Genomic DNA, 16,365 nt, shown 5'->3' on the forward strand with positions numbered 1-16,365 from the left:
ATAATAAATCACACAAAATAAGTCATACAAAATCATAATCACTAGCAGTTATTTGTTTTACTCTTGTCACCGCTATCAATATGAATGTCCAAAGCTACTAGCTGCTTCTGCAGATCAACATAACAGCTGTCAGATAATAAGGCCGTCACTGGTAATACCCATAGCCTGGTTATTAAATCTTGATACTCATCGTTGAGCGTTTGCTTAGTTTTGGCTGCTAACGCTGACTCATGTATTAATAGCGTCTTTATTTTGACCGCATCTTTGCTAGTGACGATGATTGGATACTGCGTGTATTGTAAGAGATCAATAATGTCAAAATCATAATGATCAGGATAAGGGTGCGGGATAACGACAAACCCAAGCATGCTAAGCGTGTCAAAAAACCGCTGCGGATAACCAATACCGCTAACCGCATGTACTTGACTGCCTGTGGTCGGTGCTGTTGTATCGGTGGACACCACGCCATCAATCAGCGCTATATCCTCAATCAGCACTATATCCTCAGTTTTATCGATTGGCTCTATGCTATTCATCTGAACGTCATTAGCGAGCAGGGGTTGCCATAATCGTTGTAAGCTATCTGGCTGTAGCTGCATGGTTAAACGCGTGCTTGAAGATTGATCGTTATCGTGATGATCGTATTGAAGGTTGTGTTTTTGCTGGTCAGGCGTTGGTTTTGCATTTGGTTTTTTATGATAGATGACGCTAGCACCTTTTAGCCGCGATATCGGCTCACGTAAAAATCCTGTCGGTAATAACTGTTGATTACCAAAACCACGTGCCGCATCTACTACAATCCACTCGATATCACGTTGCAGCGCATAATGCTGCAAGCCGTCATCTGCAATAATGAGCTGTAGATCAGGATAAGCCACTAATAAAGTCGTAATGGCTTGTTTGCGATCAGGGCATACCGCCATTGCAGCACCGGTCATATTGACAATTAAGCACGGCTCATCACCAACTTCACTAGGCACACTATCTGCAGTGACTAATGCTGGCATTTTACTACTATCGCCGCCGTAGCCGCGACTGATAACCCCAACCTTCACGCCCTGCTGCTGCAAATAACTGACCAAGGTAATAATTAATGGGGTCTTACCACTGCCACCGACCGTAATATTACCGATGACCATGACAGCAGTGGGCGCACGATAGCTAGAAAACAACCCCGTTTTGTAAGCCTGACGGCGTAGCATCATAAGCAAACCATACAGCCAGCTGATAGGCAGCAATAGCCATAACCAAGCAGCTTGACGTTGCCATGCATGGGTCACTGTCGTTTCAATGCTCATGGGCTACCACTTCACCTATCATTGCTTAATTGTAGATTATCGTACTGTCATTTATTAGAGATTTGACCACGCCTTTATACTTAGCAGCTCTTAATGAGTAGCAGCTCAATCGTTTTATCAACCGCAAAAAGCTACTCAAAATCTCTTTCATACATTTGCGCGTAATGACCTTGCTTTTGCATCAGCTCGCTGTGGGTTCCAATCTCGACAATCTGGCCGCCATTCATCACTGCGATGCGGTCGGCAGATTCAATAGTGGTTAAGCGATGCGCAATAACTAGAGTTGTGCGATTTTTCATGACATTATCGAGTGCTTGCTGGATGAAATATTCCGACTCATTATCAAGCGCACTAGTCGCTTCATCCAATATTAAAATGGGCGCATCTTTTAGGAGAGCACGAGCAATAGATAAGCGCTGACGCTGTCCACCAGATAACTGAAGACCTTCCGCGCCAATCTCACTTTGATAGCCGCGTGGCATCTTCATAATGAAGTCATGAGCAAAGGCATCTTTTGCTGCAAGCTCAACTTCAGCCTGAGTTTTTTGCGCTAAACTACCATAAGCAATATTATTAAATACGGTGGTATTAAACAGTACCACTTGCTGATTGACCATCGCAATCTGCGAACGCAAACTCTCTAAAGTAATGTCCTCAATCGGCATACCGTCCATCGTAATTTGCCCTGAAGAAGTCGTTAGGGTGCGCGTTAGTAAGTTCACTAAGGATGACTTGCCGGCACCACTACGCCCAACCAACGCGACGGTTTCGCCTGCGCGTATGTCTAAGTTAAAGTCTTGTAAGGCCACAGTCGAGTCTGGGTAGACCAAGCCGACGTTATTTAAATGAATCGCGCCTGATAGGGCCGGATTAAGCGTGCCGCTGTCTTGCTCTTCGGGCTCATCAATCAGCGCGAATATAGACTCGCCAGCAGCAATACCTTTTTGCAGTTTTTGATTGACATCGGTCAACGAGCGCACCGGCTTACTGAGCAAACCCGCCGCCGCGATATAAGAGATAAACTCACCCGCTGAGATGTTATCAATGACCGCAGGACGTAGCGCAAGCCACACGACTACGGCCATTGCTATCGCCATCAATAGCTGTACCGCTGGCGTATTAATGCTGTTAGTAACGACTACCTTCATGCCTTGGCGTAAGTTCTTTTTTGAAGTCGCGTCAAAACGCTTCGCTTCATAAGCTTGCCCACCATAATTTTTGACCACCTGATAACCGCCAATCACTTCATTAGTGATATGACTAACATCACCCATAGTTTCTTGGATGCCCTTTGACAGTTTGAGATAGCGCCTAGAGGCAATACGAATCAGCCATAATATTGGCGGTAACACTAAAAACAGAATTAAGGTCAAACGCCAATTGCTATAAAGTAAAAAGCCCATCAAAGCTAAAACCGTTAGACCATCACGCAACAGGGTCTTCAAAGAGTCAGTACTAGCAGCAGTCACCTGCTCCACATCAAAAATAAGCTTAGAAGATATCGTGCCTGCTGGATTGGCTAGATAGAATGAACTCGGTAAGCGCAGCAACTTGTTAAACACTTGCACCCGCAGCTCATAAACCAGATTCCGCGATACCAAGGCAGTATAGTAGTTACCCAAAAAGCTGCCCACACCGCGCACGAAAAATAGCGCAATAATAATAAATGGAAATAAATCTTGTTTACTTTGGTCGTTTTGGTTAATGGCATCAGTAATATATTGCAGTAACTTAGCAATCCAAATCTCTGTTGCAGCGTTAATACTAAAACCGACCACCGTCAGTAATAACGCCCACCAATAGGGTTTAAGGTAGCTTAATAGGCGCAGTAATGTCTTGTGCTTGGGCGTAGTTGATGGCGACGCTGATATTTTTTTAGCCGTATTTTTTTTAGAGTCAGACTGAAAAGCTTGGCTCATAAAAGCCTCAATTTGGGTGTAAATCTATGAATTTTTCACACTGACAGCGTGACGATATAAACGTTTGAAACAGTATCAATTTTGTGCTTCTAAATATTTAATCAAGCTGGCAAACTCATCTTGATTGTGGAAAAATATTTCGACACTACCTTGACCGTCTTTTTTATGTTTGAGCTTGACCTCAGCCCCTAACGCATCCGTCAGACGCTGAGTTAAGCGCTCAGCATCATGACTCTGCACCTGTTCTGTACGGTTTATTTTGGGCGCAGGGTTTAAGATTGATTTAACCAACTTTTCGGCTTCTCGTACCGTCATACCACCATCGATTATCTTTTGGGCAATGATCGGTTGTTGCTCGGAGGATAGTGCCAGTAACGTACGTGCATGACCCATATCGAGCGCACTATTTGCTAGGTGGTCTTTGACCGTGTCATGTAACTGGTTCAATCTTAATAAATTCGATACCGTCGTACGCGCTTTGCCCACCACTTCAGCAATCATGGCATGACTCATACCAAATTCAGTATGAAACCGCTGTAATGCGGCAGCCTGCTCAATCACAGATAAGTCTTCACGTTGAATATTCTCGATTAATGCCAGCGCAATGGCCAGCTCATCGGATAACGCACGTTCAATCGCTGGGATAACTGTTTTACCGGCCATTTTTGCGGCACGCCAGCGGCGCTCACCAGCGATAATCTCATGAGTAACCACCGCAGCACTTTTGTCTTCATTTGCCAGTAACGGACGAATAACGATAGGTTGCATGACGCCGTGCTGTTCAATAGAAGAGGCCAACTCTGCAAGCGCGGTCTCGCTCATATCACGACGTGGCTGGTATTTACCGGCTTGCAACCGATTAACATCTATTTGTACTAAACTAATTTGGTCGTCAGCCGCACTGTTATCGGTAACGCTGTTACGCATCCTACTACTATTTCGTGCTGGGCGTGGCGTACGATTGCTCTTGTTGTTAGCCTCTTCTATAGCAATAGCTGATTTTTCACGAGCTTTTGCACGGCTAGTTTTAGCTAGTTTACTTGCTTCTGATGTTGCTTCTGAAGCTAAGTTTGAGACTGTATTCAGCACCGTATCATCACTTATAACCGTATCATCACTTATAGCCGTATCGTCACTTACAACGATACTATTACTTACAACCGTGTCATCTTGTAAGGCAGAGGCGGTAATTTGCTTTTCTTTTTTGATTGACCCCAATAGGGCATCTAAGCCTCGATTGGCAGCCAACCCTCTTTTCTTCGCCATGATTACCTATCCTCTAACGCTAAAATAAAAGCCCAATGATTATTAATAAGTGCTTATTGATAACTATAATGATTAATGAATATAAAAAATAACACTTAAACAGTTTAGTAAATTTTCAGACCGCTATTATTAGTGCACTAATAGCTACAACTACTCTACTAGCGGCTTTGCTTAATAACTTCAGCAGCGAGCTTTTGATAGGCTTGCGCACCTTTTGAGCTTTTTTCAAACGCCAGTACTGGCATGCCATGGGCTGGTGCTTCAGCCAAACGAATATTTCTTGGAATATGAGTTTTGTACATTATGTCGCCAAAATGTGCGTCAAGCTCAGCGGATACATCATTGGCCAAGGTATTGCGCGCATCAAATAAGGTTCTAACCACTCCGCGAATATACAGCTTAGGATTCAGCTCCGTTAACCGCTCAATCGTTTGTGACAAGTCAGCAAGACCTTCTAGCGCATAATACTCACACTGCATCGGAATAATAACCCCGTCAGTAGCGACTAAAGCATTGATAGTCAATAAGTTTAAACTGGGTGCACAGTCCATAATAATATAATCGTAAGGCTTTTTTTGATCATTAATTTGATCCGCTACTAATTCCGCCATCGCAGTCTTTAATAGCTCGTGGCTATTGGTTTGACCCATCAAGGTAATATCCATACCTGCCAGCTCACGATTGGCACCAATCACATCAAAGCCTGCCGGGCTTTTGATAATAGCCTCTTGCAAAGACGTGCCATCAAGTAACACGTCAGTAATCGTTAACTCAAGGTCGTTCTTATCAAGGCCAGTACCACTAGTGGCATTACCCTGTGGGTCTAAGTCAATCAGCAGTACCCGCTTGCGCTTGGCGGCCAAACTGGCAGTCAAGTTGACCGCCGTCGTGGTTTTGCCAACGCCGCCTTTTTGATTCGCAATTGCTATGATTTCCATACACTCACTCAATTTAATTAATGTGACACTCACCGCTTATTGTTATAGGCCAGTAACCAGTGGTACTGGTTTTATAGCCACTAATATGGTCATAGATAACACTAGTATGCTCATAAACTAGGGCGCTCATAGACAGATAGCTTAGACATTTTTTAGCGATAATTCAATCAGATGCCGACTGTCATGCAACCGTGGCACATCCAATTTAATAGTATTAATCTGCCACTCTTTATCTAACATGTTAAGCTCTTCACTAGTAGGCGCTTTACCTTTCATGGCACATAGACGGCCATTATTGGCTAGGCGCGGATTTGCTGCTGCTACAAAATCTATCAAGCTGGCAAAAGCTCTGGATGTGACCACGTCATATTGAGCGTCATGCGCTTCAATCCGAGCCGCAATCGGTTGCACATTGGTCAAGCCAAGCTCACTACTAATCTGTTTAATAAAGCGAATCTTTTTTTGATTACTATCTAAAGCGGTGCACTGACGTTCAGGCTGACAAATGGCAATAATCACCGCTGGTAGTCCGGCACCCGTACCGATATCTAACAAAGTTCCTGGCGGTAAATGCGCTATAATGGCCAAGCAATCGATAATGTGCTTAGTAAGCGCTTCTACTGGGTCGGTAATAGCGGTCAGATTATACGCTTTATTCCATAATAAAAGCTTATCCAAGTATAATAATAGCGTGCGTTGCTGACTATTATCGAGCGACAATGCCAATGCAGTTGTTGCCTGCGCTAATATGTCAGCGAGCATCGGTAACTGTGCGCCAAGTTTAACAAAGCCAGTGGGGTCAATGTTAGAAAAAGGCGTGCTACTTGTAGAGTTGACAGAAGGCTTAGCGGATGCTGACATAAAACAAGTTATCCCGTTTTGGCATGTGAACCGTTTATTTTATCATGAGGGCTGCGTGTTGAATAGTTGCAGATTGCGCCAATGTCCGCCATCTTATACTATCTTCGAAGCCATTAATGACTTATTCGTCTTTTGTCGCACTAAATTTATAACTATAAACAACAATTGATAATGTATTTGATGTGACGACATAACCTTTTTAAGTACGATGTTTATTGTTTATTACTGCGAGCCACAACTAACCATAAATGGCTTGTCTTGACTTTTTTACTTTACTATCAATAATTTAATACCATTTATTCATTCTATTTGTTATGCATGAAATCCTTGATGATCAATCATCTGCCTATGAACGCAAAGCTGACCGAACAGCCAAACACTATTATGACTCAAAGCCTAGAAGATATGACTCACAACCCAGATAATTCTAAAGACTCGCTAGCGTCCACTGCTGACGTAACTGAGTCTCAAGCAACACTACCTGTTACCCCTGACCCTATATTTACAGCAGTGAATCAGCGCTGTCTGATAAGGGCTGAGCAGCTCAAACGCTATAGCAACATTAGGGATCTGCCTATAGATACGCGCAATGCTCCCGTACTAGATATTGGCTTTGGTCAACAGCGCGCGCTCAAGGCCTTGCAAACCGCATTAGATATCAACGCTAGCGGTTATCATGTGTTTGCCGCTGGTGAAAATGGGCTGGGCAAACGTACGGTCATTAGCCGCCTACTACAGCATATTGCTGCAAACGCACCGACGCCTAATGATTGGGTCTACGTACATAATTTCACTGACCCACGGACTCCAGTGGCACTGCATTTGCCTGCTGGACAAGCGACACTGCTGCAACAGCACGTCAATAACTTATGGCAACAGGCCAAAAAGCGCTTAACCCAACGCTTTCGCAGTGACCATTACCAAAGCAAAATAGAAATAATTAAAAATGATACTGATCAAAAGGAAAGTTGCGCTTACGATGCGCTAAACGCTGAGGGTAAGCAGTATGACTTAGCGCTTACCTTTCGTCCCTATGATAATAAAGCTATATTTGTCCATCCCAGCCAACTGTTAACAGAGGATGGCGACAAAACAGTTAAGGATAAGAAAGAGGTTGAAGATATTGCTGACTCTGACTTAGCTCTTGGATCGGATGTTCGGTCAAACAAGATTCAGTCAAACAAGAACAGTAACCAAAGCTTAGCCTCAGATATAACTTCAGACTCAAAGACCGACCGTGACACCGATGCAGATGCCCATACTGATCACAAGAATGATTTAAATAACTTTGCAAAAAAGAACCACATGCAAAAGCGTCTTAATCAGCTGACCATCGAATTAGAGCAATTAGAAGATGATGCCAATGATGCTATAGAAGCGCTGCATCGTAATATTGCCCGCCGTGCACTACAACCTTTATTCCTGCCTATTCGTGAGCAATTTGTTACGTTACCCTCAGTCATCAATTATTTGGAAGTACTGTTTACTGATATGGTCACTCATGTCGAACGTATCGTAAATGGCGATGATGAGGAATTTGTGGCTGCGGTATTGGCAACGACTCCTAGCCGTTATGCGGTCAACGTTATAGTCAGTCATACGCCTGGCAGTGGTGCGCCAGTCATTTTTGAAGACTTGCCAACCCATCTAAATCTATTGGGTCATGTCGAGCAAATCACCCAACTTGGTACGGTTACCACCGATGTCAGCATGATTCGTGCCGGCGCATTACATCGTGCTAATGGCGGTTATCTTTTATTAGAAGCCAGTCATCTGCTCGAACATCCTTATGCCTGGCAAGGACTAAAACGCGCCCTACAATCACGCAAAATAAAACTATCCAGCCTTGAGCAAATGCTCACCTTGACCGGCAGCTTGTCGTTAGCGCCTACGCCTATCGACCTTAATATTAAAGTGGTTTTATTAGGGGAAGCCGATTTATACTATGAGTTATTAGAGCTAGAGCCAGAGTTTGATGCCGTCTTTAAGGTACGCGCTGATTTTCATGACGACGTTCCCCGCACGCGTGAACATGAGTTAGCACTGGTGGCTAAAATGGCCGATATTATCAGTTATGCCAAGCTCTATCCTTTCGATAGTAGCGCCCAAGCTGCTTTACTCGAACATCTAAGTTTGCAAGCTGAAGACCAAGAACGCTTGAGTCTACATAGTGATCGCTTAATTGCCCTGTTACACGAATCCAATCGCCACGCCCGCCTTGATAATCAAGATATCGTCGATGCCAGTCATGTTACCCAGGCCATTGCTGACATGGATGAGCGCTCAGGATACTTGCGCGATCTTTATTGGGATGAGCTCAAAAATGGTCAACAGCTCATCAACACCCAGGGTCAAGCCGTTGGACAAGTTAACGCCTTGACCGTGGTCAGCTATGCCGATAGTGAATTTGGTATGCCTGCCCGTTTAACGGCGGTTATTCAACCTAATATCGGTGCTGGTGACATTCTAGATATTGAACGTGATGTCGATTTGGGGGGTAGCTTGCATGCTAAAGGCATGCTAATTATGACCAGCTATTTGCGAGCCCTATTTAGCCAGCATCACGCATTAAACTTTAGCGCCTCCTTAGCCTTTGAGCAGAGTTATGCCCATATTGATGGTGATAGTGCCACCGTTAGCGAAGCCTGTGCGTTATTATCAGCCCTAGCAAATGTACCAATCAATCAAGCGTTGGCGATTACTGGTTCTATGAATCAGCTGGGCGAAGTACAGGCGGTCGGCGGTATTAATGCCAAAATTGCGGGCTTCTTTGATGCCTGCCGAGAGCAAAAATTGACCGGACAGCAGGGTGTGGTCATTCCAATGGCCAATGTTAAGCAGTTAATGCTGCGTGATGATATTATTAACGCCGTTGAAAACGAACAATTCCATATTTATGGCGTGCACACCCTTAGTGAAGCTTTGACTCTGATGACTGGACTGCCTATCGATAGCATGAATAAAAAGAAGCGCTATCGCAAAGAAACTTTATTTGGCAAGGTCTTAAGCCGCCTAATGCTATGGGATGACAATCAGGATACCTCTGATGATGCAGAAGACAAAAAATCTAAAACAAAAGCTAAGAACAAGCGCAAAGCTAAAAAGCAGAAAAAAGAGGCTAAGAGGAAGAAAGAACAAGATAGAAAAGACACAGATAATAACCAGGATGAGCTAGCAGACGACAACGTCTAAAAGCAGTTTAACGTTATGTCCTATGGCGATGAGGTCATGACTGAGGTAGATTCAGTAACAATGAATGAACCCGCCTGCAAAGGTTCATAGACAAGACATTCAAAAATTTGAGTAAAAAGCCTTGTTCCAAATACTGGTAACATCTGCATGTTATTTTCGTTTTGAACGAACGTTGATTTTAGACTAACGACCATATCAACCCAGTCGTTAGTCTGAAGTAATAGTCAAAGCGCGCGTAATCTTCCTAGACGCTACCCCTATTTTCTGCGATGATAAACAAAAGACTACTATAGTCAATGAAAAGTAATATCGATACATAATATACTGCTGGCATACGTTTTTCTTGCTTGCTGTGCCTACGCAGACAGAGGCTGCAAAAAACTTATACCAGCAGTACCGTCGCGTTTTTAAGGTATTTTAACTATAGCTAGAAAGATATAAAGGCAAAAATCTTAACAGAAAGATCCTATTCGATACTAATACCATGTTCAGAAATCGAGGATAACGCAAAAATCGAATGCAGCCTCTACAACGAGTAGGCTTAGCAAATTTGACGGCGTTAGCTTATTTTTTGGGTATTGGTATAAGATTAACTTTATAAAGGTTATCTCTTAATGACTGTACAGAATACTGACGCCGATAGCCTCAAGGTTCGACAGCCTGCTAGTGAGCCGCAAACTGATACCCTGCCAGTTTCGGCTAATAACGTCTCTGAAGATATAGCTGATAGTCGACACGGGGCTGCAACCACTGCGCGTCAGTGGCAAGTACTGTCGCAGCTACAGCGTAATCGTTGGGTGGGCACTACCCATGTATATGAGCAGCTGAGCTTAGCAGGCTTTGACATCAGCTTACGCACTGTGCAAAGAGACTTAAACGCTTTAGCCAAACGCTTTCCTATCGAAAAGAATAATGCCAATCCGCAGGGCTGGCGCTGGGAAGAAGACGCACCTTTGCAGAGCTTACCGCATATGAACCTATCACAAGCGGTTGCCTTTAACATGGTCGAAGCCAATCTGACCCAACTGCTGCCCCCTGCTATTTTAGGGGAACTGTTTCCGTGGTTCGATTTGGCGCGGCGACAACTCAAAAATAGCAAGGTGACTCATTCATGGATTGACAGAGTACGTATTGAACCGGCTACCCAACCTTTAATTGCGCCACATATCGATTTGGACAGTAAAGATAATATTTACCATGCCCTATTTTATCAGTTACAAATCAAAGCCTGCTATACCCGCAGTAACAAATCGCAAGCCGGTGAGTATGTATTAAACCCCATTGCCATCATTCAACGCGGGGTCATTATTTATCTGCTGGCGACCCGCACCGATGACCCAGATGCTATCATTCGTACCTTTGCCTTACATCGATTTGCCAATGTTGAGATACTTGATAGTACCGCACAGACCCCTGATAACTTTCATTTAGACAGCTACTTGGATGCCGGTGGTATGGGCTTTACCCACCCCTTACTCAGTCAGCTACCCGATCACGGCAAAAATACGGCGATCGAGCTGACATTTACCAAAAAAGCCGGTAAGAGCCTTACTGAAAGTAAGCTCAGCGACGACCAAACAGTGATCATGAATGACGATGACACCCTCACGATAAATACGACAGTTAACTTGAACTCTCAGTTAGTGTGGTGGCTACGCGGTTTCGGTAAAGGACTATTAGATGCCAAACCATCGCTACTTTATCAAGTCGTATTAGACTTAGATGTTGAATAGCCGTTATAGCCCCTTATTTATAGGCAGCGTCAAGAAACAATGTATATAAGCCAGTGACAACAGCCCCTTAAAAATAAAAATTAAGCATCCAAAAGGAATATTATGTCGACCGCTACCCCCTCATCGCCTACGTCACCACCGCTCATTTCAGGCAGTTTGGCTGCGCTTGGCTTGACAGCCGATACTTTATTTTTTAGTTTAAATTATAAATTTACCAAGACTGACCCGAAAGGTATGATGAAGCGTTTCAAACAAAATCAAGGAACGATTGATCTTGATTTGGCTTGCGTGCTATATGATGACAAGTGCACCATAAACGATATAGTATGGTTCAAGCAGTTGCGCGATAAAAGTGAAACAGTAAGGCATCAAGGGGATAGCCTAGACGGCAAAGATCGCGGCGAACAAGCACTGTATCATGCGCCGCTAGATCAAGAGCAAATTCGCTTGTATCTAAATAAAATTCCAGCACACATTAACCACATTGGCTTGATAGCCAGCTCGTACTACGGTCAACCATTCAGAGCAGTTGATAGTGGTGAAATGCATCTTAGTGATGATGAAGGCAACCGCGCTTTTGAAGTGTCTCTGAAGCAGCTGCCACACGGCTGTAGCGCCATTTGGATAGCCAGTTTACGCCGCGAAGTGGATGACTGGCATTTAACGCTACAAAACTTGCCATTAACCGATACTGATATACAAAAAGCGGCGCAACAAGTCGCACATGAGCTTGCCCGCGCCCTGCCAATGCCACAAACAGCTCGTGAATAATTTGACTATTATTACTATCGCCGATATGGATTGCCTTAACTGTTCGTAACCCTTAATCAAACCTTAAAGACATCAACTTACTCTAGCGCTTCCCCGCAATGCGGGCAAAAATTCTTTTTCTGCACGTCTTTTTCTCGGCGTTCAAGCGATTGCTCCCGTAGTACTTGGAGCACAATATCTTGTGCCTGCTCTTTATCCAAGCCCAGCTCACGACGAATTTTATCGATCATACTTTGATTTTGTACCAAATCAAAATCACCATCGACTAAGAGTTCGCGAAACTGTTGTTCCAACTCATCACGGCGTTGGCTTAACTCATTGGCCAAACCCGTCGCCAAAATACCGGCTGGCAGTGCTGCCAGACCCACACCTAATATCGTGATAATCGCACCTAATATCTTACCTGCAGTGGTAATCGGTATGACGTCGCCATAACCAACCGTGGTCAGGGTGACCACCGCCCACCACATAGCCTTAGGTATCGACTCAAACTCATCCGGCTGGGCATGGTTTTCGACTAAATAAATACCACTAGAGGCCGTCACAATCATAATAATTAAGATAAAAATAACCGCTTGAAATGAGCCTTTCTCTTTGCTGATAACCACCAATAAAATACGCATGGAGGCAAAATAGCGGGTCAGCTTAAGAATGCGGAACAAACGTAGAATACGTAAGAAACGTAAATCAATACTGACGAAGAAGTTTAAGAAAGCGGGGGCAATGGCTATCAAATCAATGAGAGCCGAAGGGCTTCTCAACCAATCCCAACGTTGCCGCCAGGTGGTATTGTCAGGCTTGGCTTCAGCCACGCTCCATAAGCGCAGTGAATACTCAATAGAAAACACCACGATAGAAAAATTCTCAAACCAAGTAAAGTAGCTTTGATTGGGGTAGTACCACTGATCAACAGACTCCGCAATTACTGCGGCTACATTGGTCATAATCAAAAAAATTAGAAAATAGTCAACGTAACGACTGAACAAGGTGTCGTGGTCATCATTTTGCAAAATATTATAAACAAAATGACGCAAGCGCCGTATAGATTGGAATATCATGCCGTCCCTATGCGGTGCAATACCGGTCTTATAGTAATAAAGAGTGAGGCAGAAACAATAAGAACTGTTTTATTTCAGCCGCCAAGTGACTTAAGTTACCACGATATCATTATAAGGGAGTGATATAAGTCTCAAATATAATTATAAGAACAGTATTTGCCCTATTTAAATCTAGCAGATTAACACTGCTGCTTGAGAGATTAATTTTAAAAACTATTGTTAAAATGGTTTCCTTAAACCGATTGCCACTCATCCTGAAATGCTGGTGGATGGTAATGGTTATGCAAGACCAGTGTAATAAATATAGACCAGAGCCAGCACAATTAACACCATTACTAACAAAGCCAACTGTAAAACCCGTTGATCAGCATGTGAACCATCACGCAGCTGCTGAGCAGGTAATAAATGCAGTCTGCACTCAGAACAACATTGGTCAACTTGATTTAGCATTATCATTGAGCGCGCATTGGCACAACGAAGTGGTGAGTTACTGCAGTAGCCGAGCATAATATATGACTGATTCCTTGCTGTAGGTTATGTAAAAATGGGCTCTAGAGCACCTACAATAATAGGTTATTAAGTGAATGTTACTAAATTATATCTAAAACATTACAGTTAATAAGGGTTTTGTATTATAATGAAGTGGTGATGTTACCAGTTAATTTATAACAATAACATCATGTATCGGTAACTAATGTCATCCCTCATTAGTAATTTATCGGCAATCATTTATTACCTTAAGGAACCAATTAATGAAACTACAATCCCTAGTTTTAGCGACTGCTGCTGCTCTCACAATGACCACCGCCTTTGCGATACCTGCTGGTACTTGGACAGTCGCTGCTGGCGCACACTATGTTGACCCTAAAAGCGATAATGGTACCTTACTTGATGGTGATGTATCTGTTGACGTTGATGGTGATGTGCGTCCAACCATCAGTGGTGAATATTTTATCGCTAATAACGTCGGTATTGAGTTGCTAGCTGCGATTCCTTTTCATCATGACATCACCTTTACTGCTCCTAATGGTAATATTATTGAAGGTAAAACTCAACATTTACCACCTACTCTTTCTTTACAGTATCACTTCGATGGCTATAACATGCCGATGAATGTGAAGCCGTTCATTGGTATTGGTGTCAACTACACTACTTTCTTTGAAGAAAAGATTAATTTTCCTGGTGTTGAATTAAACCTTGACGATAGCGTTGGTGTTGCTGGCCACATTGGCTTAGATATTCCATTTGCGCCAACTGAAGCTTTCCGTATTGATGCGCGTTATATGGACATCAAAACTGATGCTAGCTTAGATGGTGCAGATATTGGTGAAATCGATATCAGTCCTTGGGTTTATGGCGTTGCTTTTGTTAAAACTTTCTAATATAACATAAAGTAATATGAATGAAAAAAGCCGGCTATATGCTGGCTTTTTTGTGTCTATTATTTTATACAATGAGTATTTCATCCAAGCTTTTATTAAATATTAGACGTAAAAAAGACCGTCCATGGACAGTCCTTTTTATTATCAGTATGGTTATTAAGCGATCAAACAGCCTATAGCAAGATACGGCGTGGATCGGCAAGTAGACCGGCGACATAACGAGTAAATACCGCAGCATCAGCGCCGTTAATAACTCGATGATCATAAGATAGTGACAAGGGCAACATCAGGCGTGGTTCAAAGGTTTGCTTGGCAGCATTCCAATGCGGCTGCATAGTTGCTTCTGAAGCGCCTAAAATAGCCACTTGTGGCCAGTTGACCAGTGGTGTAAATGCCGTACCACCTAAGATACCTTGGCTTGAAATCGTGAAGCTGGCACCTTGCAAATCTTTAGTGCTTAACTTTTTATCACGTGCTTTTACTGCCAGCTCACCAATTTCAATGGCAATCTGCTTGATACCTTTATCTTGCGCATTTTTGATGACCGGGACAATCAGACCATCATCAGTTGCCACCGCAATACCCATATTCACGCTTTTACGCAGAATCACTTGGGTATTGTCATCACTTAAATGACTGTTAAAGCGTGGATGTTGAGTCAGCGCATAAGCCGTCGCTTTGACGATAAAGGCTAGAATAGTCAGGCCAATACCTTGGGCTTTCATACCCCCTTTTAGTTCACCACGTAGCTTCTCAGTTTCAGTGATATCAGAGACGTCGAACTGGGTCACTTGCGGTAAATAGGTGTTGTAATTGAGCTGCGGTATAGAGACTTTTTGCAAACGCGTGAGGTCTGTGGTTTCGGTCTCGCCCCAAATCTCAACATTGCTCATGTCAGGCAGTTTTGGCAAACTTGTGCTGGCAACACTAACGCTAGTAGGGGCTGCTTGCGGAGTAGTCAAACTATTTTTGACGTGTGCAAACAGATCTTCTTTTAGGATACGATTATTCAACGCTGAACCATTGACTTGGGTGATGTCCACACCCAATTGACGAGCTAGCTTACGTACTGCAGGACCAGCATATACTTCGGCTGCCTTATCATTAACCTGAGCTTCTGTTAACTTACTATCCGCAGTGTTCGTAGGCGCGTTATTGACCACAGGCGACGATTTAACGGCAGCTGGTTTTGGTTCGTCTGTGGTTTGCGGTGCAGCCGTAGCAGCTGGTTTGGGCGTTGCAGCTTCTTCAACCTTGGGCGTGTCAGCTTGCTCATTGCTAGTGGCAGCTGCACTACTAACGATAATAATAAAGTCTTGGCCATTAGCCACCATGTCACCGGCTTTTACTAATATTTTTTCAATTCTGCCGGCTTCGGGCGCAGGCACTTCGACTGACGCTTTATCAGACTCAATCAACAAGATTGATTGATCGGCACTGACCATATCGCCTTCGCTGACCATAATCTCCGACACTTCTGCTTCATCAACACCTAGATCTGGTAGCGCATGCGTAGTCGCTGTCCCTGCTGTAGTAGCAGAAGATGATGAACGGTCTTCAGTAGCAACAGCAGCTTGGTCGTCGCTACTATTGTCGTTATTATCATTATCACTTTTGTCGCTATTAGCAGTCTCACTGTCTTTCTTAGAGTCAGTCACATCAGCGCTTGCGTCATTAGCATCTGAGCTATCGCTATCTACATCGCTATCGAGCTCAATGAGTACCATGCCTTCACTGACTTGATCGCCAACAGCAACATTAATCTTGGTAATTTTACCACCAGCGGAACTCGGTACTTCTACCGAGGCTTTATCAGATTCTAGTAGGATAATATTATCGTCTTTTGCGATAACATCACCAACACTAACCATAATCTCACTGACTTCGGCGCTATCGACACCCAAATCGGGGGCTTTAATATCCATCCTTATTCTCCTTATCTTAAGA

The 16,365-nt window shown here is 43.6% G+C and carries 11 protein-coding genes; 4 read left to right on the top strand and 7 right to left on the bottom strand.

Features of this window, described 5'->3' with window-relative positions:
• Window positions 1-41: 41 nt before the first annotated feature.
• The 5 genes from lpxK to rsmG all read right to left on the bottom strand — a co-directional run bounded on the left by lpxK (window position 42) and on the right by rsmG (window position 6,282).
• Window positions 42-1,298, bottom strand: a complete 1,257-nt coding sequence (lpxK, locus tag H4W00_RS10140) for a tetraacyldisaccharide 4'-kinase (RefSeq protein ID WP_209957862.1) — start codon at window positions 1,296-1,298, stop codon at window positions 42-44.
• Window positions 1,299-1,429: 131 nt separating this feature from the next.
• Complete coding sequence (gene msbA / locus H4W00_RS10145; RefSeq protein ID WP_209957864.1) at window positions 1,430-3,217, bottom strand: lipid A export permease/ATP-binding protein MsbA; 1,788 nt, start codon at window positions 3,215-3,217, stop codon at window positions 1,430-1,432.
• Between the two features lie 75 nt (window positions 3,218-3,292).
• Window positions 3,293-4,483 carry a ParB/RepB/Spo0J family partition protein gene (locus tag H4W00_RS10150; RefSeq protein ID WP_209957866.1) on the bottom strand — a complete coding sequence of 397 codons (1,191 nt, stop codon included), beginning with the start codon at window positions 4,481-4,483 and terminating at the stop codon, window positions 3,293-3,295.
• Between the two features lie 158 nt (window positions 4,484-4,641).
• Window positions 4,642-5,421, bottom strand: a complete 780-nt coding sequence (locus H4W00_RS10155) for a ParA family protein (RefSeq protein ID WP_209957869.1) — start codon at window positions 5,419-5,421, stop codon at window positions 4,642-4,644.
• Between the two features lie 141 nt (window positions 5,422-5,562).
• A complete protein-coding gene (gene rsmG, locus H4W00_RS10160) occupies window positions 5,563-6,282 on the bottom strand; it encodes a 16S rRNA (guanine(527)-N(7))-methyltransferase RsmG (RefSeq protein ID WP_209957871.1) in 720 nt (239 codons plus the stop codon).
• A 348-nt stretch (window positions 6,283-6,630) separates the two neighbouring features.
• Between rsmG and H4W00_RS10165 the strand changes: the two genes are divergently transcribed.
• The 3 genes from H4W00_RS10165 to H4W00_RS10175 all read left to right on the top strand — a co-directional run bounded on the left by H4W00_RS10165 (window position 6,631) and on the right by H4W00_RS10175 (window position 11,978).
• Window positions 6,631-9,474 carry an ATP-binding protein gene (locus H4W00_RS10165; RefSeq protein WP_334684946.1) on the top strand — a complete coding sequence of 948 codons (2,844 nt, stop codon included), beginning with the start codon at window positions 6,631-6,633 and terminating at the stop codon, window positions 9,472-9,474.
• Between the two features lie 614 nt (window positions 9,475-10,088).
• On the top strand, window positions 10,089-11,207 hold the full coding sequence (locus tag H4W00_RS10170) for a helix-turn-helix transcriptional regulator (protein ID WP_209957873.1): 1,119 nt from the start codon (window positions 10,089-10,091) through the stop codon (window positions 11,205-11,207).
• A 102-nt stretch (window positions 11,208-11,309) separates the two neighbouring features.
• Window positions 11,310-11,978, top strand: a complete 669-nt coding sequence (locus H4W00_RS10175; RefSeq protein WP_209957875.1) for a TerD family protein — start codon at window positions 11,310-11,312, stop codon at window positions 11,976-11,978.
• Between the two features lie 77 nt (window positions 11,979-12,055).
• Here the strand turns inward: H4W00_RS10175 and H4W00_RS10180 are convergent, their stop codons facing one another.
• Window positions 12,056-13,036: an ion transporter gene (locus tag H4W00_RS10180; RefSeq protein ID WP_209957877.1), complete on the bottom strand. Its 981-nt coding sequence runs from the start codon at window positions 13,034-13,036 to the stop codon at window positions 12,056-12,058.
• A 752-nt stretch (window positions 13,037-13,788) separates the two neighbouring features.
• On the opposite strand from H4W00_RS10180, the gene H4W00_RS10185 reads away from it, so the two are divergent.
• Window positions 13,789-14,418 carry an OmpW/AlkL family protein gene (locus tag H4W00_RS10185; RefSeq protein WP_209957879.1) on the top strand — a complete coding sequence of 210 codons (630 nt, stop codon included), beginning with the start codon at window positions 13,789-13,791 and terminating at the stop codon, window positions 14,416-14,418.
• A 173-nt stretch (window positions 14,419-14,591) separates the two neighbouring features.
• Here H4W00_RS10185 and H4W00_RS10190 read toward each other — a convergent pair whose 3' ends face one another.
• Entirely contained in the window at window positions 14,592-16,343 is a 1,752-nt protein-coding gene (locus tag H4W00_RS10190) for a 2-oxo acid dehydrogenase subunit E2 (protein ID WP_209957881.1), read from the bottom strand.
• Window positions 16,344-16,365: the final 22 nt, after the last annotated feature.

It is taken from the genome of Psychrobacter sp. PL19 (genome assembly GCF_017875835.1).
Taxonomy (GTDB): Bacteria; Pseudomonadota; Gammaproteobacteria; order Pseudomonadales; family Moraxellaceae; genus Psychrobacter.